The organism is Endomicrobium proavitum (genome assembly GCF_001027545.1).
GTDB lineage: Bacteria > Elusimicrobiota > Endomicrobiia > Endomicrobiales > Endomicrobiaceae > Endomicrobium > Endomicrobium proavitum.
In genome coordinates this window covers 1,245,146-1,271,456 of sequence record NZ_CP009498.1, presented here as the reverse complement: position 1 = coordinate 1,271,456, position 26,311 = coordinate 1,245,146, and the positions used below count along the sequence as shown (strand labels likewise).

Genomic DNA, 26,311 nt, shown 5'->3' with positions numbered 1-26,311 from the left:
AAATTAACGAAAAAAGCGAGGTTTTTGTGGAAAAATTAATTTTGGATACTGTTGCCGGAAAACAAATTTCTCAAGAGGAAGCTTTAAGTCTTTTTGATTTTGATATTGAAGATTTATTTTTTGCGGCTACAAAAATACGTAAAAAATTTAAAGGCAATAAAGTAAAAATTTGTTCGATAATAAATGCTAAATCCGGACAGTGCAGCGAGGATTGCAAGTTTTGCGCGCAGTCGGTTCATCATAAAACCGCCGTTAATGTTTACCCGCTTGTTTCAAATGAAAAAATAGAGGAAGTTTCAAACAAAGCGTTGGAAAACGCGGGGTGTTTTGGAATTGTTTCAAGCGGAAACAATTTGACCGACGAGGAAATAGACAGGCTTTGCGAAGTTCTTAAAAAACATAAGAAATCCGACCATTTCGGCGCGTCAATAGGGCATCTTTCGGACGTATCTTTGAAAAAATTAAAAGCGGCAGGTTTAAAAAAACTGCATCACAATCTTGAAACTTCCGAAAGTTATTTTAAAAATATTTGCACAACCCACACATACGCGCAAAGGAAAGACACTATAATAAGAGCGAAGGCTCTCGGTTATGAAATTTGCTCCGGCGGACTTTTCGGCATTGGCGAAAAGTTAAAAGACAGAGTTGAACTTGCTTTCACTTTAAAAGAACTTGGCGTCAACAGCGTGCCTATGAATTTTTTAATGCCCGTTAAAGGCACTGCTTTTGAAGGCGCAAAACCCATTTCGCCGACAGAAATTTTAAAAACTATCGCCGTGTTTAGAATGGTTTTACAAACTCCCGACATTATGATTTGCGGCGGCAGAGAAATAAATTTAAGAGATTTACAATCAATGATTTTTTTTGCCGGAGCCAGCGGCACAATGAGCGGCGGATACCTTACAACATGGGGCAGAGATGCGGCTGCAGACAAGCAGATGATAAAGGATTTGGATTTAGAAATAGACCCTCACAGGTAAATCGCTTTATCTTTTGAGTTTGGGCGTCGTTGCGCGCCTTGTTAATCTAAAAATACTTCGCGATTACCGCTTTGTCTTACTTCCTTATTCCACTTTAAACTCTATCGTTAACACTACGCAACTGTCAAATAATTTTGTAGAATTATGGAAATGATAAGAAACTTTATTTTAACCGCTATTTTTGCAATATTATTTTTTGCGGGCTGCGCAACAAACTTCGCAACAACGCAAAGCGGTTTGCCGGACAATTCCGGCAGAACTATTTTTTACGGTTTATATCGTAACGATTTGCGCTTTCGCGCGATAGCCGTAAATGAAACGGACGGCTATAGGGTTGTTATAACCAACGATTTAGGCGCGAAGCTGCAAGATATGAAAGTGTCAAAATCTTCCGGCGCGGATTATTATTTTATAGCGTCGCTTATGCCGAAAAATACAATTGAAGAGTTTGAAGTTTTCTTTCAGGAATATTTTTGCGCCGACAGTAAAAACGATATAAAAAATGTTAACGGCAGAACTTACTATTACGATAACGCAGGCAACGCCGTTTTGTGGATAAAAGAAATATGAAATACGGATTTGTAAAAGCAGCGGCGGCAACGCCCAAAATAACCATAGCCAATCCCTCGGCAAACGCCGCGGAGATTTCGGCATTTATAAAAAAGAGCAGCGCCCTTGGCGCCGAACTTTTGGTTTTCCCTGAACTTTGCGTTACGGGTTACACCTGCGGAGATTTGTTTTTGTCTGACGTTCTTAAAAACGCAAGCGAAAAAGCGTTAGAAAAAATAGTCGCCGCCTCCAAAAAAAGCAAGGCGTTAATTTTTGTGGGCGCGCCTTTGTGGCATAAAAGCAAACTTTATTCCGCAGCCGTAGCAATACAAAGCGGAAAAGTTTTAGGCGTTGTGCCAAAAACTGCGCTGCCTTCTTACTCGGAATTTTACGAGCTGCGCCATTTTTCTTGCGGAAAAAATATTAACGATACAATTAATATTTGCGGCGCAAAAGTGCCTTTTAGCGCAAACATTATATTTAGCGCGGCGGGTAGCGACAACGTTAAAGTGTCCGCGGAAATTTGCGAAGATATGTTTATAGCGTCGCCGCCGTCAATACGCCACGCGCAGGCGGGAGCGACAATTATTGTAAACCTTTCCGCTTCAAACGAACTCGTGGGAAAAAGCGACTACAGAAAAACTTTAATAAAAGCGCAAAGCGGAAGACTTTCCGCCGGATACGTTTACGCTTCCGCCGGAGAAGGCGAATCCGTCAGCGATATAATTTTTTCAGGGCATCGCATTATTGCCGAAAACGGCGAAATATTGGCAGACAGCGAACTTTTTGAAAGCGGTTTAACCGTCAGCGAAATAGACGTTGAAAAACTTGCTTTTGAACGCCGCAAACTTAATGTTTTTGAAAATGAAAGTTCAAATTATATAAACGTAGAATTTAAATTTAATAAAAAAAAAACCGCTAAACCGGTAAGACAATTTTCTCAAACCCCGTTTGTTCCTAAAGACAATAAAATAATTTCTTCACGCGCGGAACTTATATTGCAAATACAGTCGCGCGCGCTTGCCCAAAGACTAAAACTTACAAATTCCGACGCGGTTATAGGCGTGTCCGGCGGGTTAGATTCTTGCCTTGCGCTGCTTGTAATTTTAAGAAGTTATAAAATTTTAAACCGAGACAAAGAAAATATTATTGCCGTAACTATGCCCGGGCCCGGCACAAGCGCAAAAACTCTTGCAAATGTTGAAAAACTCGGGCGTGCTTGCGGCATTAAAATCCGCAAAATTCCTATTTTAAAATCCGTTGAAAATCATCTTGCGGATATAAATCATAAAGGCTCAAAAGATATTGCTTATGAAAACGCGCAGGCGCGCGAACGCACGCAAATTTTAATGGACATTGCCAACGCCGAAAAAGGTTTGGTTGTAGGCACCGGCGACTTGTCTGAAATTGCGCTCGGGTGGAATACGTATAACGGCGACCACATGTCAATGTATGGCGTTAATTGCGGCGTGCCGAAAACTCTTGTAAAATATCTTGTGGCTTACGAAAGCGGCAAAGTTGCTTTTTACAAAAACGCGCTTAACGATATTTTAAACACGGAAATAAGTCCGGAACTTTTACCGCATAAAAACGGCAAAATTTCGCAAAAAACCGAAAAGCTTATAGGCCCTTACGAACTTCACGATTTCTTTTTATATTATACCGTTCGCTTCGGACAAACGCCGGATAAAATTTTATTTGAAGCCGCGCAGGCGTTTGCCGGCAAATACAAAAAAGATGAAATAAAAAAATGGCTTAACGTTTTTATAAAACGTTTTTTTGCAAATCAGTTTAAACGCAACTGCGTTCCCGACGGAGTGAAAGTAGGAACTATTGCCCTTTCTCCCAGAGGAGACTGGCGAATGCCCAGCGAAGCCTCGGCAGAAGAATGGCTTAACGGCAGGTAAAAGGTAAAAAGTAATAAATAAGAATAGATTCCGGCTTTTGCCGGAATGGCGTTCTGCGTGTGTTTGTCGTTAAGCCGTTAGACGTTGCCGCCCTCAAGCGTCTTATGAGTGGAAAGTTTTTATCGCACTAAAAATTGCCGCATGTTTGAGCACAAACCTTAAAGTCGTTATCGTGCGAGTTCGGCAATTGCGATAAAAACTTGTAACGAATGCTTGCCGGCGGCAGAGTTTTTGCTTACTTTTTGATCGTCTGCAAAAAGTGAGGCGGGGGTTGGGGCGCAGCGCCCAAGGTGTTGGCAGGTATATATCGTAATATCGGCAAATTTAAATTTTTAATTAAAACATAAAGGCAACTTTAAATGAACAGAGAGAAATTTTTAGATATTCTAAAATCGCGGGTTTTGATAATGGACGGGGCTACGGGAACGGAGCTTCAGAGAAAAAAATACCTTGACGACGTTGTAATTCCCGAAGAGCTCAATATTAAATATCCGGGCAGAATTTCAGACGTTTATTCTTCTTATATTGAAGCGGGTTCCGACATAATTTTGGCAAATACTTTCGGGGCAAATCCCGTGCGCTTAAAGCATCACGGGCTTTTAGACAGCGCCGACGAAATAATTAAAAACGGAATAGATTTAATTCGCAAAGCCGCGGGCGGCAAAGAAATTATTGCCGCCGGCGATATTTCTTCAATAGGAGAATACGCCCAGCCTTTAGGCAGGCTTTCTTTTGACGAAGTTTACGAAGCGTTTGCGTTTCAGGCAAAACTTCTTGCGCGTCACGGAGCGGACATTGTAGTTATAGAAACAATGACGGAAATTAAAGAGCTTAAAGCCGCAATTCTTGCCGTGCGCGACAACTTTAAAGGCGCAATAATTTCGCAGATGACTTTTTCTAAAGACGGCACAACCGTTACCGGAACAGACTTGCAAAGTTTTGTCGCCATGGCTGAAAGTTTGGGCGTTGACGCGCTTGGGCTTAATTGTTCCATAGGTTCTAAAGATTTGGCGGCGCTTGCAAAAAAGTTAACCAAAAATACAAATCTGCCTATTTCTTTCAAACCTAACGCCGGCGTTCCGGTTTTGATAAATCACGAAACAATTTTCCCCGAAAAAAAAGAACAGTTTATAGAAGCAAGCTTACGCGCTTACGCCGACGGCGTCAATATGTTTGGCGGCTGCTGCGGAACGCGCCCCGAATTTATAAAAACGCTTGCGGGGGAACTCAAAAATAAAAGTCCGCGTTTGCGCCAAAGCGTAAATAAATTTTTCTTTTCCGCAAGAACAAAAGCGTTGGATATAAATGAAATTAAACGCCCCGTAATTATAGGCGAAAGAATAAACCCTACGGGCAGAAAAAAGTTTCAGGAAGATTTGTTGAAAGAAAATTTTGCCGCGGTAAAAGACGAAGCGCGCGCGCAGGAAACGGCAGGAGCGCATTTGCTTGACGTAAATATGGGCGTGCCTCAAGCCGACGAAGTTAAACTTTTAACCGACGCAGTGGAGCAAATACAAGAAATTGTTTCAACGCCGTTGTGCATAGATTCAAGCAATATTAACGCGCTGGCGCAGGCGGTTAAAAATTGCGCCGGAAAGCCGTTAATAAATTCCGTCAACGGCGAAGATGAAAGACTTGCGCAAATTTTGCCTATTGTAAAACGTTACGGCGCGGCGGTAATTGCGCTTACTACCGACGACAACGGAATTCCTAAAACTGCCGAAGATCGTTTAAAAATAGCGGCAAAAATTTTAAAAGCCGCGGACGCCGCAGGCGTTGAAAGAAAAAATATAATTTTTGATTATTTGGTTTTGTCGGTAAGCGCGTCGCCCGAGCAGGCGGGCGAAACTCTTAAAGCCATAAAAGAATCTAAAAAACTTTATCCGCAGTGTTTAACGGTTTTGGGCGTTTCAAATATATCTTTCGGGCTTCCGTCAAGACAAACTATAAACTCCTCATTTTTAAAAATGGCGTTGAGCGCGGGTCTTGATTTTGCAATTATAAACCCGGGCGAAAATTGGAATATTTCGGATAAGTATGCAAAAGGTTTGCTTGAAAATAAAGATAAAGGCGCGGCAAATTATATGGAGGCGTTTGCTTCTTATAAAAAGCCCGCCGCAAAAGAAACAGAAAGTTTATCTTTGGAAAAACAGCTTTATAACGAAGTGCTTCACGGAAATAAAGAGTCTGTTGCGGATATTGTTCATAAAATAATAGCCGAGGATAAAAATCCGTTTAAAATCGTAAACGATAACGTTTTAGCGGCGCTAAATTTAGTCGGCGATAAGTTTGCCGCAAAGGAATATTTTTTGCCGCAGATAATTCTATCGGCGCAAGCCGCTCAAAGCGCTTTTGCGATAATTAAAAAAACTTTGAAAAAAGATACGGTAAACGCGGCGGGTAAAGTTATAATGTCCACGGTCAAAGGCGACATGCACGATATCGGAAAAAATATTGTTTGCGCCGTTTTGGAAAGTTACGGTTTTGACGTTGTAGATATGGGCGTAAACGTTGACTCTCAAATAATAATAGATAAAGCGCGCGAAATAAAACCTCTTGCTATAGGCTTGTCCGCGCTTATGACAACAACAATGCCTGAAATGGAACGCGCTGTTAATTTAAGAAACGCCGCGCATATAGAAACGCCTATAGTTATAGGCGGCGCCGCGGTAACAAAAAAATACGCCGACGAAATAGGCGCGGATTTTTACGCAAAAGACGCTATGGAAACAGCTCACTTTGTGCAGTCTTTAAGCAAAAAAACAGAAAAAAAGTAACTGGCTTTGTTGCGCGCTTAATAAAAAATTTTCTACGGTTTTAAAAATCATGAAAACATATTCTCAGGAATTTAAAATTAAACTTATGCCGTGGCTTGCCGCCACGGCGTTATTTATGCAGATGTTAGACGGGTCTGTTTTAAACACAGCTCTGCCCGCTATTGCTGACAGCTTGGGCGAAAACCCTTTGCAGATGCAGTCTTCGGTAATTTCTTACTTGCTGGCTGTTGCAATTTTTCTTCCGGTGTCGGGTTGGTTTTCGGATAAGTTCGGCATAAAAAAAGCTTTTTTGTTTGCAATTTCCGTTTTTACTTTAGGTTCGTTTTGCTGCGCAATGTCGGGAAGTTTGCTGACGCTTTCATTGTCAAGAATTTTACAAGGCGCTGGCGGCGCATTTTTGGTGCCGGTAGCGCGTCTTGCGGTTTTAAGAGTTTCTCCCAGAGATCAATACGCAAACGTTTTAAGTTTTATGGTTTTGCCGGCGTTAATAGGTCCGTTAATAGGCCCTACGCTTGGCGGTTTTTTGGTGCAATACGCAAGCTGGCATTGGATTTTTTTAATAAATATTCCCGTCGGTTTTTTGTGTTTTTTTGCAACAATTTATTTAATGCCTAAAATAGATTCTTTGGGCGTTCCCGCAAAGTTTGATTTTAAAGGTTTTTTACTTATTGACGCCGCTATTCTTTTTCTTTCGGCGGTAAGTTTTTCAGAAAATATAATTGGAAATTTCTCAAATTGGAATTTCGCGCTGATTGCTTTAGCGTTTGCCGCTTTTTATTATTTTTACGCGCGCAATCGTAAAAACGCAATTTTTAATATTGCGATGTTTAAAATTCCAAGTTTTGCAATAGGTATTGCCGGAAATATTTTTATAAGAATTGTCGGCGGAGCGTTTCCGTTTTTAGCGCCTTTATTTTTTCAAACCGCGTTAGGCTGGACGCCGTCAAAATCGGGAATGATGATGATTCCCATGGGCATAGCGGCTTTGTTTGCAAAAACTTTTGCCGCGCCGCTAATACTTAAAGCGGGATACAAAAAATTTCTTATCGGCAACACATTATTTTTAAGCACGTTTATACTTGCGGCGGGTTTTATCGGGTTTTCAACCCCGTTGTGGGTAATTGTAGTTTTGTATTCTTTTATAGGTATGGCAAACTCTTTGCAGTTTACGGCAATAAATACTTTAGCGCTTATAGACGTGCCCGATAAATTAATGAGCAGAGCAAACAATTTGCTTTCCGTGTCTTTTCAAATATCAATTTCTTTGGGCGTTGCAATCGCCGCGCTTTTGCTTGCCAAAACCGGCGGCATAGGTTTTGTAGCCGCAAAACAAAACGTGCTTCTGGAGGCGTTTCATTTAACCTATATAATAGTAAGCGCAATTTCCGTAATAGGCGCAGCGCTTTTTATTTTCATTCCTAAATCCGCCGGAACAAAAATTGCTTCAATAGAAAATAATAATATTTAATAAATTTACGACAGGTAAGTTTTAACGCCTATAATTGCCGACACTGATTTTTCCGGCGTCATCAGGTAGTGCTGCGTAAGAGAGATTCCTATTTTTTGTGCGCCAAGCCAGTTTAAAAAATCTTTTTGCGATGAAAGTTGCCAGTCGCCGTATCCGGGAGAGTAGCGTTTTGTTAAAGCGTTGCCGGCGGAGGTTTCAAAATCTTTTATCTGGCTGTTGGCAAGGGTTATGGCTTCTTCCGCCGCAACAGAGCCTGCCGAATCTAAAACAAGCGCGTTGAAAGTTTCTTTGTTTTCTATAAAAAAATTTCTTTTCTGCTCTAAAGCCTTGCCTATAGTTACCGCAATGCCGTAAGCTTTAAAACAGCCGTCCAAAAGTTTTGCAATATCTTTGCCGGTTATTTTAAATTTGCCGCTAAGAGAGATAATATCTTCCGTTATATGTATTTTGCTAAACGCAATAACGGCTTTCGGCGATATAAGTTTTTGCGCCAAAGCCAAATTTTCTTTAATTAAAATTTCCGTTTTGGCGTCAAGTTTTGTTTTGGCTTTAAGGTAGCCAAGGCGCGCAAGAAGTTTTTCGTATGGTATTTTTATTGTTGAAACGTTTATCATGCGTATAGTTTAGCATATTTGGTATAATAGGTATTATGGTAAATAAAGTTATAGATTATAAAAAAGACGAAGTCTTTAAAGCCGGTTTGGACATAGGTTCTACAACGGTAAAGCTTTCAATATTAAATGCAAAAAACGAACCCGTCTATTGCAATTACAAAAGACATCAGCTTGACCTTTTAAACACAATAATAAGTTTGATAGACGAAGCGCCGCAGGAATTAAAAAATACTTCCATGACCGTTTGCGCCACGGGCTCGGGCGCTATAACTTTGTCGCAAAAAACAGGAATAGGTTTTGAGCAGGAAGTTATCGCCTGCACAAAAGCCATAAAAACTTTTTTGCCCAAAGCCGACGTTGCCATAGAGCTTGGCGGCGAAGACGCAAAGATAACTTTTTTCGACGACTCTTCCATAGACCAGCGCATGAACGAAACCTGCGCCGGCGGAACGGGAGCGTTTATAGACCAAATGGCGCAAGTTTTAACTACAGACTCCGCCGGCGTTAACGAACTTGCCAAAAAACATAAAACAATTTACCCCATAGCCGCCCGTTGCGGCGTTTTTGCAAAAACGGATATTATGCCGCTGCTTAACGAAGGCGCGGCAAAAGAAGATATAGCCGCAAGCGTTCTGCAGGCGGTTGTTAATCAAACAATAGGCGGCCTTGCCAGAGGGCGAACCATAAAAGGAAACGTGTGTTTTCTTGGCGGTCCTCTTTTTTTCTTGTCGGAACTTCGCGAACTTTTCATTAAATCTTTAAAACTAAAACCCGAAAATATTTTGTTTCCTCAAAATGCGCACTTTTTTGTTTCGTTCGGCGCGGCGCTTTTGGGCAAAGGAATTAAAACGGAGTTGTCCGCTTTGCGCGTTCAGTTTGAAAATTTAAAGTCGGAAAATTTAAATAATGACGGCGAAAATTTAGCGCCTCTTTTTGCGGACGAAAAAGAGTTTGCCGATTTTGAGCTTCGCCACGCAAAAACCGCCGCAACAAAAACGGAATTAAAAAACGTTGAAGGAAATTTATTTTTAGGCGTTGACGCCGGCTCAACAACCACAAAAGCCGCGCTTATTACCAAAGATAAAAAAATAGCGTATTCATATTACGGACCAAATAACGGCAACCCTCTGCAGTCTGTAGTTGACGTTTTAAAAGACGTTTATAAAAAGCTTCCGGCGCATGCGGAAATTGCGGGCGCGTGCGTTACCGGTTACGGCGAAGCGTTAATAAAAGCCGCGCTTGGTTTTGACGAAGGAGAAGTGGAAACAATAGCCCACTATAAAGCCGCAAGACATTTTAACCCGCACGTATCTTTTATTTTAGATATCGGCGGGCAGGATATGAAATGCATTTACGTTAAAAAAGGGCTTATAGATAAAATAATTTTAAACGAAGCGTGCTCTTCGGGGTGCGGTTCGTTTATACAAAATTTTGCGCAGTCGTTAGGTTACGGCGTTGAAGATTTTGCAAAACTCGCATTGCGCGCAAAAAAGCCCGTAGATTTAGGTTCTCGCTGCACCGTGTTTATGAATTCTAAAATTAAGCAGGCGCAAAAAGAAGGTTCAAGCGCCGCCGATATTTCCGCGGGGCTTGATTATTCCGTAATAAAAAACGCGCTTTATAAAGTTATAAAAATTTCCAATCCCAAAGAGCTTGGCGAAAATATTGTAGTGCAGGGCGGAACGTTTTTTAACAACGGCGTTTTGCGCGCCGCAGAAATTTTGCTTGAAACAAAAGTTACGCGCCCCGACATTGCGGGGCTTATGGGCGCGTTCGGCGCGGCGCTTATAGCTTTGCAAAATAAAAAAACCTCGTCTTCGCTTATAAGCAAAGAAAAATTAAAAGAATTTTCATGTAAAACAAGAGACACGCGCTGCAAAGGCTGCGCCAATAAATGTTTGTTAAACATTACCGTTTTCCCCGACGGCAAAACTTTTATTTCCGGAAACAGATGCGAAAACGTTTTGCAAAATAAAAAAGTGCAGAGTTTTGAATTCAACATGTTTGACTACAAATATAAACGCCTGTTTGATTACTACAAACCGCTGCCCAAAGAAAAAGCGCGCCGCGGAGAAATAGGCATTGCGCGCGCTTTAAATATGTATGAAAATTATCCGTTTTGGTTTGAATTTTTCAGCCGTCTCGGTTTTAGCGTGGTTTTGTCCGACGCTTCTTCCAATGAACTTTTTAATAGCGGTTTGGAAAGCATTCCGTCGCAAACGGTGTGTTTTCCCGCAAAAATGGTGCACGGTCATATTGAAAATTTAATAGAAAAAGGCGTTAAAACAATATTTTATCCGTGCATTCCGTTTGAGGTAAAAGAGTTTAAAGACGCGGACAATCATTACAACTGTCCGGTTGTGGGAAGTTATCCGGAAGTTGTGCGTTTAAACATGGGCGCGCTTGAAGAAAAACAAATAAAATTTTTGCAGCCGTTTTTGCCGTTTGATAACGTTAAAAAACTTATATACAGGCTTCACGAAGAGTTGAAAGATTATAAACTTACAAAAAAAGAAATTGCGCTTGCCGTGCTTAGGGCGCGCGCGTCGCTGAATTTATTTAAAAAAGATATAAGAAAACAGGGCGCAAAACTTATAAAAGAAATTAAAGAAATGGGAAAACCGGCGGTAATTTTGGCGGGGCGTCCTTACCATATAGACCCTGCTATAAATCACGGCGTTGCGGATTTAATTGCTTCGCACGGCATGGCTGTTTTAAGCGAAGATTCCGTGGCGCATTTGTCCGGCGCGCTTCCTAAAATAAATTTTGTAGATCAGTGGATGTATCATTCGCGCCTTTACCGCGCGGCAAATTTAGCCACAAAAATTGACAGTTTGGAACTTATCCAGCTTAACTCTTTCGGCTGCGGGTTGGACGCAATAACCACGGAACAAGTTGAAGATATTCTTTCCAAGTCCGGCAAAATTTATACGGTTTTAAAAATAGACGAAGGCTCAAATTTGGGCGCGGTAAAAATACGCATACGTTCTTTGCTTGCCGCTATAAAAGAAAGAAAAGGCTTAAAGTTCAGCGAAGACGTTTTTGAAGGCACAAAGTTTTCGGAGTTTACAAGAGACATGAAAGATTCTTACACAATTTTGTGTCCGCAGATGTCGCCCGTTCATTTCAGACTTGCCGGTGCCGTTATGCGAGCGCGTGGAATAAAACTTGAAGTGCTTCCTAAAGTAACAAAAGCGGATATTGAAGAAGGTTTAAGATACGTTAACAACGACGCGTGTTATCCTACAATAGTCGTTGTGGGGCAATTAATCAACGCGTTAAAATCCGGAAAATACGATATAAATAAAACCGCAATGATAATTTCGCAAACCGGCGGAGGGTGCAGAGCTACAAACTACGCTGGTTTTTTAAGAAAAGCGGCGGAAAAAGCGGGCTTTAAAAATATTCCCGTAATTTCTTTATCTACAACAAATTCAACGCTCAATAAAACGCTCGGCGTAACGTTCGGGCTTTTAAAAGACGCGCTGCTTGTGCTGCTTTACGGAGATTTGTTAATGCGTCTTTCAAACCGCATGCGCCCTTACGAATTGCACGCGGGTCAGACGGACGCGCTTACCGAAGAGTGGCTTATGAGGCTGTCTGAAACAATTAAAAAAACTTATCTTTTTGAATTTAAAAATACGGTAAAAAAAATCGTCCGCGATTTTGACGCCATACCGGTGAAAAAAATTAAAAAACCGCGCGTTGGCGTGGTGGGCGAAATTCTTGTAAAGTTTCATCCTGACGCAAACAATAATTTAGTTTCGGTTTTAGAAAAAGAAGGCGCGCAAGTCGTGGTGCCGGACATGACCGACTTTCTTCTTTATTGCATGCTTGACGATGTTTATAAACATAAATATCTTGCCGGCAGTTTTAAAAACAGAGCGATATCGTGGATTGCAATACATTACGTTGAAAAACTGCGTTACTCCATAAGAAAGCAGCTTAAAAAAAGTAAAAATTTTGCGTCTTACCACACAACAAAAGAGCTTGCCGATAAAGCGTCTGAAATTATTTCCGTCTGCAACCAAACCGGAGAAGGCTGGCTTCTTACCGCGGAAATGTTAGAGCTTATTGAAGACGGCATTAATAATATTGTCTGCGTGCAGCCGTTCGGGTGTTTGCCAAACCACATAACCGGCAAAGGCGTTATGAAAGAATTAAAACGCCGCTACAATAACGTAAACATTTCCGCCGTTGATTACGACCCCGGCGCCAGCGAAGTAAACCAAATAAACAGAATAAAATTAATGATGTCGGTAGCCCATCAAAATAATAAATAGAAAATTTTGTAATGACATAAATAAAGTTAAAACGTTCTCGCAGTCAAAGTAATAACGCCTCAAAATTTGTTATAATACTTATCGTTGTTTTTACTTGCGCATTGCCGCCATCGTCTAGCGGTTTAGGACATCGCCCTCTCAAGGCGGAGATCACGGGTTCAAATCCCGTTGGCGGCGCTTTATTTTAAATTTTATAATATTAACAACCATAAAAAGGAAAAGAAACGAATGAAAAAGTTAGTAAGCCTGCTAATAACAACGGCAATAGTAGCAGGTCAAATAAACTATGCCTTCAGCGCAAATAATATAGAAGTATCTGCAGGAGCAGGAGCAAACGTAAGGTATGAAGAAGTGGGAGCAAAAAGAACGCCGGTGGTGAATGTAGCAGCGCCGAATGAAAAAGGAATATCGCATAATAAGTATGATAAGTTCAACGTAGATGAAAACAATTTAATATTGAACAATTCAAAAAACAGTATAAAGCCGGAACTATTTAAAGGACAAGGCGCCGCCGGTGAAGACGTAGAAATAGAAGGCAATGTAAATTTAACGCAGCAAGAAGCGGAAGTAATAATAAACGAAGTAATAAGCGGAAACGCAGGAAGCACAATCTTTGGGGCGATAGAAATAGCAGGAAAAAAAGCGGATATAATAATAGCCAACCCGTGGGGGATAGCAGTAAACGGCAGTAATTTTATAAACACAGGGCAAATAAAATTGATAACGGGCTCATCGGAAGAAAATTCCGATGGGCTTTTTTTTAATTTGGGGAAAGCTGGGAGAATAGAAATAGGGGAAGAAGGGTTAGAGCATGAGGACGCAGTAAAGCTGGTAAGCCGGTACACAAAAATAAGCGGAGCGTTGAAAGCAAAAGAAATAGAAATAAAAGCGGGATACGGGAAATACGATAATGAAAGCGAAGAAATAATAAGAGAAGAAGCGCAAGACAACGCAGAAAACAAATACGCAGTAGAAGCAAGCGGATTTGGAAGTATGTATGGGAATAAAATAAAGATAGTGGCAACGGAAGAAGGGTTTGGGGTAAAAACATCTGCAAACAGCAACTTAATAAGCAGCGTAGAAGATATAGAAATAAAAGCAGACGGAAAAGTAGAAATAAAAGGAAAAGTAAACAGCGAAGAAAAAATAAAGATAGAAGCCAAAGAGGTAAAAAACGAAGGCGGAGAAATATACGCCAAAGAGCAAGTGGAAATAAGAGCGGACAAAGCAGAAAACGTATTAGCAGCAGGATATATAGGAAGCGAGGGGGAAGTAAAAATAGGGGTAAAAGAATTAAATAATGTAAGCGGAGTAATAGAAGGGAGCGAAGTTAATATAAAAGCGGACAAAATAAACAACGGGATATACGGGGTAGAAGGGCTAATAAATAAGATAAACGACGAAGGATGGAAAAGCGGGGAAATAAAAGGCGGGAATATAAATATAGAAGGACTAACGCAAGAAAAAGCAAAAGAAGTAAATAATATAGGCAGCGAAATAAAAGCAGAAAACAAGTTAACGATAAAAGCGGAAGAAATAAAGAATGAGGCGATAAAAACGGCGGGGTTGGATAAGATAGAAGGGATAGGGACGATGTATGTAAACAAAACATTAGAGCAGTGGAAGAGACATGTGATACAGTATGAGTATTGGCAAGAATACGCAGGAAAAAGCGCGGGGAAAGATAAAGGAAGTTATATAGGAGCAAACGAGGTAGAAATAGAAGCGGGGAATATAGTAAACGAAAGCGCAACGATAGAGGGAAAAAACAAATTAAGTATAACGGGAAATAATTTAATAAACGGAGCAAGGAAGTTTGAGTATTTATTAAAATCAAGATGGAGCTCGTATAATCAGTGGGCGGCAAACGGATTTTTCGGCGATGAGTATATGAAGGATGGAACAGTAACAGGCGATATATGGAGCAAGTATATATACACAAGCGACGTGCTGGGGAAAATAGTAGGCGGGGAAATAGAAATAAATCTGCAAGGTGATTTGGAACAAGAGCTGTTTAGCGGAGCAATAGTCAGAACCGCGGGCGAAGACGGCAAGCTAATAATGAGCGGTATAGAAGCGGAAAATAATTTAACAATAACGGCGAATAATATAAATAACAGCGCAAGATTAAGCGCGGGCGGGAAAACAGCAATAGAAGCAATAAATAACATAACAAACAACGACGGGGAAATAAGCGGGTTAAAAGAAGTAGAAATAAAAGCGGGAAATAATTTTGAAGGAGCAGCAACAAAGCAGGAAACGGGAGGCAGATACAACGGAGGGAAATGGGCGTTTTTTGGGATACCGAGCTATATAATAGAATACGGAAAAACACACATAAACGAAGGCGGGCAAATATACAGCGGAGGGAATTTAAGCATATATAGCGGCGGAAAAATAAACGCAAAATACCTAAGCATATACGGAGCAGGGGAAGTAAGGCTGGAAAGCGAAGGTGATATAAAATTAGAAGGAATAGAAAAGAGGGACAAATATTACATAAAGTACCATTACGAGTTCGGCGAAGATGTAACAAGACCGCTGTTAGGGGTGTTAAGAAGCGGAGGTGACATGTACATCCAAGGCGAGAAAGCGAATATGAGCTTGAAAGGATACATGATAGGCGTAGGAGGAAATCTGTATTGGCATTTGCCTAATGGAAGTTTGGATATATTAAGCATGATGGGAAGAAGCGAGTATGAAGTAATAGAGAAACAAAACAAAGGGTGGGGCAGAAGGGAAGAACACAGGGAGCACGAGTACAAAGAATGGAACGTAGGAAGCGTAGTAAGCGTAGCGGGAAATGTGGAAATATTGACGGGAAATAACATAAATATACTGTCAAGCACGTTAGAAAGTTTGAACGGAATAATGGAATTAACAGCAGGAATGGACGTAAATATTCTTGCGGGAGCAAACTACGAAAGCGCCGAAAGAATAAAGATAGAAAACGGCACGTTCGGACTGAGCTACGAGAAAGAAGAAACAAGAAACGAAAAAACAACAGCCGCCGCAAGTAAAATAAGCGGAGCAAAAGGCGTAAAGATAAAAGCAGGAAACGAAGTAAACATAATAGGAAGCGACATAGAAGGAGGAGCCGATAGTAGGATAGAAGCCAAAAACAACATAAACATATTAAGCTTTGAAGAAAGCGAGAAAAGTTATTATCACCATGAAAAAGAAAGTTTCAATGCGTTAGGAGCATTAGCAGGAACGATGTTTGGCGGACTTGTGGGGGGAATAGTAGCAGGGAATGCATTTAAGAATAAAGATAGCGAAGAAAAAAATGTAGAAACAACAAAAGAGCGCGGCAGCAGTATAAATATAGCAGGAGCGTTGTTAATAAAATCGGAAACAAAAGATATAACAATAACAGGCAGCGAAATAGCGGCAAAGGAAATAGATGTAGTAGCGCAGCAAGGGGCAATAAATATACTAACGGCGTTAGAAACGCAAAGCGCGTATAATAAAAAAGAAAGCGGAAATAAGTTGACGGGAACAGAAACGGATATAAAAGCAAAAGAAACGGGAAGCAACAAATCAACAAGCATATTGTCTGGTAAAAATATAAGGTTAATATCGGCAAAAGCAATAACGAGCATATCCGGAAAATACGAAGCTGGGGAAGATGTAGATTTAATAAGCGGATACGTAATAAACAGCCAAGGGGAATTGGAACGAGCAAAAGATGAAAAGGGGAATAATGTAGAAGGAAAAATAAATTTATTGGCAGCGCAGGATTATGAAAACAGCTACAGCTATCATAAAAAGAGCGGCGGACTGTTGGATATGATCAACCCTGCAAACATAAAAATAGATATAAGCGGGCGTGGAATAGAAGCATCAACAAGCTACGAAGAAAGCGTGGATGAAAGCACAAGCAAAATAGGAGTAGCGCAAGTAAACGAAATAAAAGCAGCGGGGAAAGTAAACATAGAATCAACAAAAGATGTAATAAGCGCAGGAAGCCAAATAGAAGCCAACGGGGATATAAATGTAACGGCGGACGGGAAAATAATATTAGCGTCGGCGCAAAACAGTCAAAGCAGCGAAAGCCGCCACGACGAAACAACGGTAACGGTAGGGGTGAAAATAGGCAACGCATACGTGGACGCCGGCTATGCGGCCGCGGCGGTAGTGGAAGCGGAGCAAGCGGTAGAAAAAGCGGCAAGCGAGCTAAAGCGAATACAAGAGCTGCAAGAGCAAGGCAAAGCCAGCCAAGAAGCGGTGGACGACGCAACGGCAAACGTAGCAATGGCAAGTTTGAATTTAGCAAACGCAACGGTAGGGTTAGCGGCAAGCATAGCAGGAGCAGCATCGGCGGCAAGCAGCAGTTTTGGAACGGGAATGTATGCTTCCGCGTTTGCAAATTACGACACAATGAGCCAACAAAGCAAAAGCGAAAGTATATTAGGTGTGCAAGGAAACATAGCAAGTAACGGAAATATAAATTTCAAATCCGCAAACGACATGATACAAGAAGGAACAAACGCCTATGCAACAAACGGAACGCTAAGTTACAACGTGGGCAATAATTTAATAATACAAGCAAGCAAAGACACGTATGCGCAAGAAGACAAAAGCGAACATGCAAGCGCAGGGGTAAGCGTAGGAAACAACGCAGTGCAAGTCCACGCCGGCGCAGGCGAGTCAAGCAGTAAAATAAAAGCAACAACATACAACAACAGCGAAAGCGTAGCAAATAATATAGAAATAAACGTAGGCAACAACGCAACATTAAGCGGAGCCAACGTAACGGCAAAAAATAATTTAGATGTAACAGTAGGAAATAATTTAACAGTAGAAAGTCTGCAAGACACATATTACAGCAAAGCAAACAGCTGGGACGCCAACGTAAGCGTAGGAATAGGAACCAAAAGCATGGGAAGCTTGTTAGGCGGCGAGAAAAGCAACGCGGGCAACAACAGCGTAGGAGCAGGCTTCAACACAGGCAACGACTACACCGACAGCGCATGGGTAACCGAACAGACAAGTCTAACCGGCGGAAATAACGTAACAATAAGCGTAGGCAACAAAACAACGCTAACAGGAGCAGTAATAGCAAGCGCAAGCGACAACCTAACGCTAACAACCAAAGAGTTAGAACACAATGACATAGAAGACAGAAACATAACAGAAAGCAAAGGCTTTGGGTTATCAACAAGCATAGGCACATCACAAAGCGACAAAGGAAAAACCAACGTAGCCCCCAACGGAAGCACAACGCTAACATTAAAAAACACCGGCGAAGAAAAAGAGCAAACAACAAAAGCCACAATAGGAAACGGCACAATAATAATAGGCGGCGTGGAACAAACAGAAAATGACCTGCAAGGTCTAAACCGCAACGTAACCAACACCCAAGAAACAACCAAAGATATAATAACCGGCGCATTAGACGCAAGCGCAACAATAGACAACCGAGCTTTATTAGGCTTCATAAAAACAGAAGTAAAAGACAAAGACGGAAACACAGTCTATGAACAAAACGAAGACGGCTCAATAAAAACAAACGCCAACGGGGAAGCAATAGCAAAAACAACAACCGGCTACCAAAGCATAGCCAACGATTTTGCAAATTTGGATACAAATTTAGCACAGATAGGAGAAAATCTAACAAAAAATAACATAGTGGTGCAAGCCATAAAAACAGCATTGGATAATCAAAATGATTTAGATTTAATTGACGCGGCAAAACAGTATGTAAATTTAGATAAAAAGACAAAAGAAACGCTTGCAAAAGCTGCGGATATAATAAACGGGGCTACAAATGCAAGTCCGGAAGAATTACAAAAAGCATTAAATGATATAGCCAATATATATAATGAAAATGGAGAAAAACTGCAGGGGTTAGAAATAGCAAATGTAGAAGGGAACATAGCGGGATTATCGTATGTTGATGAAAGCGGAACAAGGCAGACGGTAACAATAGATTTTAGGAATGTAGATATAACAAACCCAAATGCAATAGCGGAAGTAATTGCGCATGAAACAACCGACATAGCAAGCCACCATGCCAAAGAGGGAAATGCCGATAGCAGAGGGTCAATGGCAAGCGCAATAATGGATATGAACAACTATGGGAATGCAAACACAAACAAAATGACAACAGACGAGTGGCTTGCAACATACGATGGAAACAGTACGCTGTCGCTTGGCAGTGTGAATATGGTGAATAGTATGATGAATTCAAATTTAGGAGCAGGACATGCTGACGCTGATGTTGCATTTGAAATTTATCCTGATAGAGTTGGGAATAAAGGTCATATGACCGGATATTTTCAAGATGGAAATGGTAGTTGGTATAACTATGATCAAGGGGCAAATGGAAGCTATTCATTGTTAGAGCTTTTTTTTGTTGAAACCGCGCCAGGGAAACTAATTCAAAGTATAACAGGGATGGTACCTGCCGGAATAAATGTGATTCATAAATATGGAGATCTTGAAGGTGAATTAAGAAATAATCCTAATGTGGTGTATATAGAAACAACTATAGAACAAGATAAAAAAATAGCTCAGCAAGCTCGTATAAACCAATTAGATCCGGGAGGTTATAGAGTCATTACAAATAATTGTGTTGATGCTATAAGAGATATCTTTAAAGCGGGCGGCGTAAAACTGCCGCCGGATATATCTCCGGTACCCAATACTTATTTTATGCAGCTACAACAAATGTATCTATCAAAATAAATAATGGAAACAAAAATAATATGAAAAATAAAATCGCTATTTATTGTTTAAGTTTCTTTATGACATTTATTGGTTGCTCTGAAAAAACTATTATTGGAAGTTCTACTTTTGAAAATAGCGTTGTAAAAGCAAGGATTGATTTCAACGGTATAGAACAAACATATGTAAATGAAAAAAAATTGTTTATAGTTAGGGGGGTGTTATATTACTGTTTTTTCAGTCCGTCAATTGCAAATAATAATTTTTATGTAAGTTATGCAGATAAAAATAGTCCGGTTTATGTAGATTCCATAGCCTCAGTAATTCCGGAATGGATTTATGCAGATGTAGAAACAAGGAGAGAGTTTAAGGTAGAAGTTGCAATTAATATTTTTGTAGAAGATGAAAATATTGATCTAACTAAACTTAAGTTCTTTTATGGGCGGAGCGAGGGCGATCTAAAATATGGGATAAGGTATCGTTCTGTGCACGTAATTACTTCTTCCAAAAATGTATAAAAATTAAATTAAGTATCAGTCCAATTACTTATTTTATACAGCTGCCGGAAATATATCCGATTAACAGTAGAAAGCCTGCAAGACACCTACTACAGCTTAGGCGGACACTATGGAGAAAGCGTAACGGATAAAGCCTGGGTAAGCGAGCAAAGCGGAATAATTGCGGAAAAAGAAGCAAATATAAAAGTAGGAAACAACACAGAAATAACAGGAGCGCTGCTGGGAAGCGAAGAAGGAAAAACGGAATTAGAAACAAAAACGTTGACGGTAGAAGATATAAAAGACCATGATAAAAGCAGAAGTTATGATATAGGAATAAGCGTATCGGCAGGACAGTTTAGCGAAGATGGGAAATATATAGACAGCAAAAATGCAAGCGGAAAAAACGTAAAGATAACGCTGTTAAATGATGGGAAAGAAAAAGAGCAAATAAACAGAGCGACAATAGGGAAAGGAGCAATAAAAACAGAAGGAGCCGAGGAAGGGCTATCGCAAAGCGAAGCAATGCAAGCAATAAACAGGGATTTAAGCGCAGGGCAAGAAATAACGAAAGACGTAATAACAAACCAACTGAAAGCAGAGCTAAGCATAGATTTAAGAATGGCAACAAGCGAAGGGCGAGCGTCAATAATCAAAGATTTTAAAGATTTAGATAACAACATAGAGCAAATAGGAGAAAATCTAACAAAAAACAATATAGTTGTACAATCAATAAAAGCAGCTCTAAATGAAAATAATGATTTGGATGTATTTGAAGCAGCAAAACTATATGCCGGAATAGATAAAAAACAGGCATTGTTTTAGATGAAGCCCAAAAAGAAATAAATGGGTTAACAAACTTGACGCCTGATGAGCTCAAGAAAGTATTAATAGACGGACTTGGAAGCGTTGCAGGGAAAACGGCAGTGAAGAATGTAGCAAAAGGAAGTATTAAAGAAGTTTTAACAAGCCCAACATATTACAGATATATGACAGTATCTGAAGCTCAAGCTGTTACTGAAACAGGAATGTTAAGGGGATTAAGAGAAGGAAAAACATATTATACAACAAACTTGTTTTCAAGCGCTGAAAGTGCAAAAAGTAAATTAGCGCTTGAGTTTACGCCGGAAGTTAGGATGAAGTTTACTATTTCTAACGAACCAAAACTTATAAAAAATGGAACTTTTGCTGAACCTGCATATGGAGGCAAGGGAGGCGGGATTGAATTTATGACGTATGATAAAGTTGGTGTAGAAATTATTGATATTTCACCATTGAAATAAGAGATAAAATGTGGAGGTTGAAAAATGAAGTTTACTATTTCGGTTGATGAACCTTGGGATTTTACAGGTCCAGATGGTGATAATGTTATGAAAGGAGAAGTTATCTATGAGATTTCTCCAAAAGAATTAATTTTCAGATCATTTAAAAAACAAAAATTTGACAATCATAGAGGCAATTTATTCTTGTTTATTTCAAGACATGTCGGGTTTGATTTAGTGCACAATACGATATTAGGTAAAAAACGATATGATGGCACTTTTGGAGCAGGTCTTTTAAAAGATAGTGTGGATTATAAGAATAAAACAAGAAAAGAATTAGAAAAAGAAAGTATATATGTGTTTATAGGCAGCTTTAAATAATGAGAAAATCCATCACCATTATACTATCAATAATAATATTGAATAGCCAAGCGCAAGCAATGCTTGGCTATTCTTCTTACTTTCCGTCAATGTTTACAGCTTTTTATGAAATAGTTTCCGGCGGCCACGGAATAGAATTATCAACAAGCTACGAAGAAAGCGTGGATGAAAGTTTAAGCAAAGGGGGCGCATATGCCAAAACTGATAGTTGCCGTTGACGATGAAGAAGATATATTAAAAGCGTTGTCCATAACTCTTATAAAAGAAGGATATAATTTTAAAGGGTTTACGTCTTTTTCAAAGCTGCCGGATTTTCTCAAAAAAAATACGCCTGATCTTTTTATACTTGATATTATGATACCCGGCGTAAACGGACTTGATATATATAAAGAACTGCGCAAAAATGCGCGCTTTGAATATACGCCAATAATGTTTTTAAGCGCAAAATCCGACGAAGTTGATAAAGTCGTAGGCCTTGAGCTGGGCGCGGACGATTACATTACAAAACCGTTTTCTCTTAAAGAATTGTCTTCAAGAATTAAAGGCATTTTCAGGCGTATTGGAAATGTTGATCAGAAAAATGATAAAACAGTCGTAAAAGGCATAAAGATTAACAAAGAAGGTCTTGAAGTTTTTGTTGACAATAAAAAAACGGAGCTTACTTTCGCAGAATTTAAAATACTTGAGCTGCTGCTTAACAATAAAAATAAAGTTTTTTCCAGAGATGAAATTTTAGACCATCTTTGGGGAGACAATAAACTTGTTACAGACAGAACAGTAGATTTTCATATAAAAAATCTCAGAGAAAAAATAGGCAAATACGGCGACAAAATTAAAAACGCCAGAGGCGTAGGATATAAATTTGAAGATTAACAGCCTGTCCAAAAAATTATTTTTTTCATATTTATTAAAAGCTCTTTTTATAGGAGTATTATTTGTTGTTGCCGCTAATTACAATGTAAAAGCAAACAATATGCGTATTTTTACAAATATGCTTACAACCGACGGCAAAATAATATCTTCCGATATTGCCGAACTTTTTAACGGCGGCAAATACAAAGAAATTGACGATTATGTAAAGAGAAACGTCAAAGGGACAAGCATCCGCATAACCGTAATAAACGCTTCCGGCAACGTTATAGCCGACTCTTTAAAAAACCCGAAAGATATGGAAAACCATTTAAACAGAGAGGAAGTGTCCTCGGCTTTTAACGGCAAAGATTCCGTTTCCGTAAGAAGAAGCGTTACTTTAAATGAAGATTTGTTATATGTGGCTATGCCGCTTTACAATAAAAATAACGAAGTAGCCGTTTTAAGAATGAGCATGCCGCTGAAAAATATTTCCGTTTTTTCATATGAATTTATTTCCAGAAACTATTTAATGCTTGTTATAATAATTGCGTTTTCGCTTATTGTGTCGTTTTTTCTTTCAAGAACGGTAGGTAAAAACACCATGAAGCTTAAAAATGCGTTTGAAGAGCTATCAAAAGGAAATTTTAATATACGTTCCGACATTAAATCCGGAGACGAGCTTGAAGAGCTTTCAAACACTTTTAATATTATGTCCGAGCAGATGTATGAAACTTTCAAACAAACCGATAACGCAAGAGACGAGCTGGATAAAATAATAAGTTCCGTGTCCGACGCCATTATGGTTATAGACGGCGCCGGAAAAATAATTCTTGCAAATAAGTCTTTTTTGGAGCAGTTTTGGCAAGCCGCTTTTAAAGACGTTTACTATTGGCAGCTTTTTGACGGAAAAATTTTTGACAGTCATATAAAAAATTATGAGCGCCCGTCAACGTTTTTGTTTGACCGCAAAAATAAATATTACTCTTGCACAATAGCCCGCATAAAAAGCGAAAGCGGTTTTGTAATAGTTTTTCACGATATTACGGATATGAAAAACATAGAAAGTTTTAAAAAAGATTTGGTAGGCAACGTTTCCCACGAACTTAAAACTCCGCTTGCGTCCATTAAATTGTATCTTGAACTTTCCGAAGAAGAAAATAATATTGAAACGTTAAAACGGCATCTTGCCGTAATAAGCAAAAACACGCAGCGTCTTTCCGACATAGTAAACGACCTTATGACTTTATCCGCAACGGAAAATAAACGCGCGCTAACTCTTGAAAAATTCCGGTTAAAAGATTTGTTTGCCCAAATGCAGGTTTTATTTCAGGAGAAAGCCGCGGCTAAAAATATAAAACTTTCTTTTGAATGCGCGCAGAATGTAACTTTAACGGCCGATAAATTCAGACTTAGTCAGGTTTTGTCTAACGTTATAGACAATGCGTTAAGATATACCGAGAAAGGAAGCGTAAGCGTTTGGGCGTCGCTTGAAAATAACATAGCCGTTTTTAAAATAAAAGATACCGGCATAGGAATGGCAAAAGAACATTTGGATAAAATTTTTGAACGTTTCTACGTAATAGATAAATCACGTTCGCGCAAAACGGGCGGCACGGGGCTTGGGCTTTCCATAGTAAAACATATAGTAGATCTCCACGGCGGCGTCGTAAAAGTAGAAAGCAGTTTAAACGAAGGAACAGTTTTTACAATTCAAATCCCTCAACTTCCCTCAAAATAAATCTCACAAAAAACAAACAATTATCTCAATTTATCCTAATTCATTTTTTCTATACTTTTGGCGAAGTTAAAACAAAGGGAGGAAAAAATGAAGAAAGTGTTTTTACTTGCGGCGGCGTGCGTTATAGCGTTTACCCAAGCTGTTAACGCGTCTGAAATTGACGGGCTTGTAAACAAGCTTGTAGAAAAAGGCATTATCTCGGCGGGAGAAGGTCGGCAGATTATAACTGAAACAAACGAAGACGTAAAAAGTTTAACCGCGGCAGGCAGTCAGGCGGGAGTTCCTCAATGGGTGCAAAATCTGAAATTTAGCGGCGACGTAAGACTTAGACATCAAATGGACTGGACTGCAACGGGCACAAGAAACAGAGAAAGAATAAGATTGCGTTTCGCAGTTGAAACAAGAGTTATAGAAAACATGAAAGCCGCGTTCGGTCTTGCTACGGGAAGCACGGCTAACGGGGAAGATTTAAACCCTACGTCCGCAAACTTTACCGTTAGAGCTTTTAACAAAGCCCCTATTTTTGTTGACCACGCTTATTTGTCATATAACATAGACGGAGTCGGACAAATAAACGTCGGTAAAATTAAATCCGGTTTGGTAACATGGAACTTGAGACAGCTTATCTGGAAAAGCGACGTAAATCCGGACGGGGCGTCGTTTAATACCGAAGGCAACATAGGTTCAGGTTTCGGTTATTTCGGAAATATAGCATGGCTTACTCTTAACGGAGACGTAAGATTCGGCGCAGATATGCCGGACGTTTATATTGCGCAGCCCGGCGTAACTTATAAAAACGGAAACGTAAGCGTAAAAGCGGCCGTAGGTTACCAGCAGTTTAATACAAGAGGCAGAATAGGTTATCCAAGCAATAACGCCGCAACTGCGTTTGCAAACATTTCAAATGAAACCGGAAAGTATTTGGGAAGCTCTACAACTTATACGAACGAAACAAACTTCCAATTGCTTAACCCTTCTATAGAAATAAAAGTTAAAGAAGTTGTAGGCAAATACGGTTTTTCTTTATTTTGCGAATATTCCAAAAACTTAAACGACAGCGTGTATAAAGGCGCCAACGAAGCCGGATTATACGGCTTTGGTTTAGGGGACGATAAAGTTGCAAATTTCGGCGATTGGACGCTTTCCGTAGCAAGCAGATTTATTAAAGCTACCGCAATTCCTTTCGGTCTTGGCAACACGGACGTTTACGAAGGACAGCCCGACGTAAAAGGTTATGAAGCAAGTTTCGCTTTCGGTTTAACAAAAAATACGTCGCTTGGAATAAATTATTTTAACTACCGCAGAATTACCGGAGCAAACAGAGAGCAAAGCCTTGCGCAGGCGGAATTGAATTACAAATTCTAAATGTGTCGGCAAATTAAAAGGAGATATAAAATGAAACATAAAATTTCAAAATTGTTTTTATCGTTAGTATTAAGCGCAGCGTGCGCGGCAAGCGTTTTTGCAAAAGATTCGGTTATTCTTGAAGGTTCAACCACGGTTCTTCCGTTAGCGCAGAAAACTGCAGAACTTTTTATGGATAACAATCCGTCCATAGATATAAGCGTCCGAGGCGGCGGATCGGGAGTAGGCATTAACTCTCTTCTTTCCGGACGCTGCAATGCGGCTAACGCTTCGCGTTCAATAAAAGAAAGCGAAATTGTTAAAGGCGCGCAAAAAAATATTCGTCCTAAAGCTTACGTAGTTGCCATGGACGCAATAGCTTTAATAGTAAACAACAAAAATTCGGTAAAAGCTTTAAGCAAGCAGCAGGTAAAAGATATCTTTACCGGCAAAATAAAAAATTGGAAAGAGCTCGGCGGCGCGGACGTAAAAATAGTAGTAGTATCGCGCGACAGCGCCAGCGGAACGTTTGAAGCGTTTAACGAACTTGCGCTGGGCAACGCAAAAGTAAGCAAAGACGCTCTTATGCAGGCTTCAAATCAGGGCGTTGCAAATATAATAGCTACAACAGAAGGCGCAATAGGTTATGTAGGCTTGGGATATCTCGGCGATAAAGTAAAAACCGTTTCAGTTGCCGGAGTAGTTCCTTCGGTAGAAACTGTTTTAAACAATACGTACGCTTATTCAAGACCTTTGTTTATGTACACAAACGGCCCTGCGAAAGGCGCGGTAAAACAGTATATAGATTTCGTGGTAAGCAAAGACGGACAAAAAGCGGCGGCAGAACTTGGCTTTGTTCCGTTAAAGTAGAGAAGAAGATGGTAGGAGGATAAGAAACGGCAAGTTGTTAAAGTAGAAAGTAGGAAGGAGTAAGGAGCAAGTTGTTATAAAGTAGAAAGTAGAAAGGAGTAAGGAGCACGAGTCGTTAAT

The 26,311-nt window shown here is 39.9% G+C and carries 17 protein-coding genes and 1 tRNA gene; 17 read left to right on the top strand and 1 reads right to left on the bottom strand.

The window, feature by feature from the left end:
- Positions 1 to 26: 26 nt before the first annotated feature.
- The 5 genes from bioB (at position 27) to Epro_RS05415 (ending at position 7,681) form a co-directional block, all read left to right on the top strand.
- A complete protein-coding gene (gene bioB / locus Epro_RS05435) occupies positions 27 to 980 on the top strand; it encodes a biotin synthase BioB (RefSeq protein ID WP_144412056.1) in 954 nt (317 codons plus the stop codon).
- 150 nt (positions 981 to 1,130) lie between these two features.
- The gene (locus Epro_RS05430) at positions 1,131 to 1,550 is read left to right on the top strand and encodes a hypothetical protein (protein WP_144412055.1); all 420 of its coding nucleotides are present in this window, start codon (positions 1,131 to 1,133) and stop codon (positions 1,548 to 1,550) included.
- Positions 1,532 to 3,436, top strand: a complete 1,905-nt coding sequence (locus tag Epro_RS05425) for an NAD(+) synthase (RefSeq protein ID WP_202812872.1) — start codon at positions 1,532 to 1,534, stop codon at positions 3,434 to 3,436. Before Epro_RS05430 ends, Epro_RS05425 begins: the two co-directional genes overlap by 19 nt.
- A 359-nt stretch (positions 3,437 to 3,795) precedes the next feature.
- Positions 3,796 to 6,213 (top strand): homocysteine S-methyltransferase family protein, encoded by a 2,418-nt coding sequence (locus Epro_RS05420; RefSeq protein ID WP_052570983.1) that lies wholly within the window; start codon positions 3,796 to 3,798, stop codon positions 6,211 to 6,213.
- 49 nt (positions 6,214 to 6,262) lie between these two features.
- On the top strand, positions 6,263 to 7,681 hold the full coding sequence (locus Epro_RS05415) for an MFS transporter (RefSeq protein ID WP_052570981.1): 1,419 nt from the start codon (positions 6,263 to 6,265) through the stop codon (positions 7,679 to 7,681).
- 5 nt (positions 7,682 to 7,686) lie between these two features.
- On the opposite strand, the gene Epro_RS05410 is transcribed toward Epro_RS05415, so the two are convergent.
- A complete protein-coding gene (locus tag Epro_RS05410; protein ID WP_052570979.1) occupies positions 7,687 to 8,295 on the bottom strand; it encodes a vitamin B12 dependent-methionine synthase activation domain-containing protein in 609 nt (202 codons plus the stop codon).
- Between the two features lie 35 nt (positions 8,296 to 8,330).
- On the opposite strand from Epro_RS05410, the gene Epro_RS05405 reads away from it, so the two are divergent.
- The 12 genes from Epro_RS05405 (at position 8,331) to Epro_RS05355 (ending at position 26,191) form a co-directional block, all read left to right on the top strand.
- Entirely contained in the window at positions 8,331 to 12,578 is a 4,248-nt protein-coding gene (locus Epro_RS05405) for an acyl-CoA dehydratase activase-related protein (protein ID WP_052570977.1), read from the top strand.
- Between the two features lie 103 nt (positions 12,579 to 12,681).
- Positions 12,682 to 12,755: transfer RNA gene (locus tag Epro_RS05400), tRNA-Glu, on the top strand.
- A 51-nt stretch (positions 12,756 to 12,806) separates the two neighbouring features.
- Complete coding sequence (locus Epro_RS06990) at positions 12,807 to 19,268, top strand: hemagglutinin repeat-containing protein (protein ID WP_144412054.1); 6,462 nt, start codon at positions 12,807 to 12,809, stop codon at positions 19,266 to 19,268.
- 20 nt (positions 19,269 to 19,288) lie between these two features.
- Positions 19,289 to 19,765 (top strand): hypothetical protein, encoded by a 477-nt coding sequence (locus tag Epro_RS05395; protein ID WP_052570975.1) that lies wholly within the window; start codon positions 19,289 to 19,291, stop codon positions 19,763 to 19,765.
- Between the two features lie 261 nt (positions 19,766 to 20,026).
- On the top strand, positions 20,027 to 20,569 hold the full coding sequence (locus Epro_RS05390; RefSeq protein ID WP_052570973.1) for a hypothetical protein: 543 nt from the start codon (positions 20,027 to 20,029) through the stop codon (positions 20,567 to 20,569).
- 35 nt (positions 20,570 to 20,604) lie between these two features.
- Entirely contained in the window at positions 20,605 to 21,027 is a 423-nt protein-coding gene (locus Epro_RS05385) for a hypothetical protein (RefSeq protein ID WP_052570971.1), read from the top strand.
- Positions 21,028 to 21,051: 24 nt separating this feature from the next.
- Positions 21,052 to 21,387 (top strand): hypothetical protein, encoded by a 336-nt coding sequence (locus Epro_RS05380; RefSeq protein WP_052570970.1) that lies wholly within the window; start codon positions 21,052 to 21,054, stop codon positions 21,385 to 21,387.
- Complete coding sequence (locus Epro_RS05375) at positions 21,387 to 21,605, top strand: hypothetical protein (protein ID WP_052570969.1); 219 nt, start codon at positions 21,387 to 21,389, stop codon at positions 21,603 to 21,605. Before Epro_RS05380 ends, Epro_RS05375 begins: the two co-directional genes overlap by 1 nt.
- Positions 21,580 to 22,260 carry a response regulator transcription factor gene (locus Epro_RS05370; protein ID WP_052570968.1) on the top strand — a complete coding sequence of 227 codons (681 nt, stop codon included), beginning with the start codon at positions 21,580 to 21,582 and terminating at the stop codon, positions 22,258 to 22,260. Before Epro_RS05375 ends, Epro_RS05370 begins: the two co-directional genes overlap by 26 nt.
- Positions 22,250 to 23,977: an ATP-binding protein gene (locus Epro_RS05365; protein ID WP_052570967.1), complete on the top strand. Its 1,728-nt coding sequence runs from the start codon at positions 22,250 to 22,252 to the stop codon at positions 23,975 to 23,977. The genes Epro_RS05370 and Epro_RS05365 overlap by 11 nt, the downstream gene beginning before the upstream one ends.
- Positions 23,978 to 24,064: 87 nt before the next feature.
- Positions 24,065 to 25,342, top strand: a complete 1,278-nt coding sequence (locus Epro_RS05360) for a putative porin (RefSeq protein ID WP_052570966.1) — start codon at positions 24,065 to 24,067, stop codon at positions 25,340 to 25,342.
- Positions 25,343 to 25,372: 30 nt separating this feature from the next.
- A complete protein-coding gene (locus Epro_RS05355) occupies positions 25,373 to 26,191 on the top strand; it encodes a phosphate ABC transporter substrate-binding protein (protein WP_052570965.1) in 819 nt (272 codons plus the stop codon).
- Positions 26,192 to 26,311: the final 120 nt, after the last annotated feature.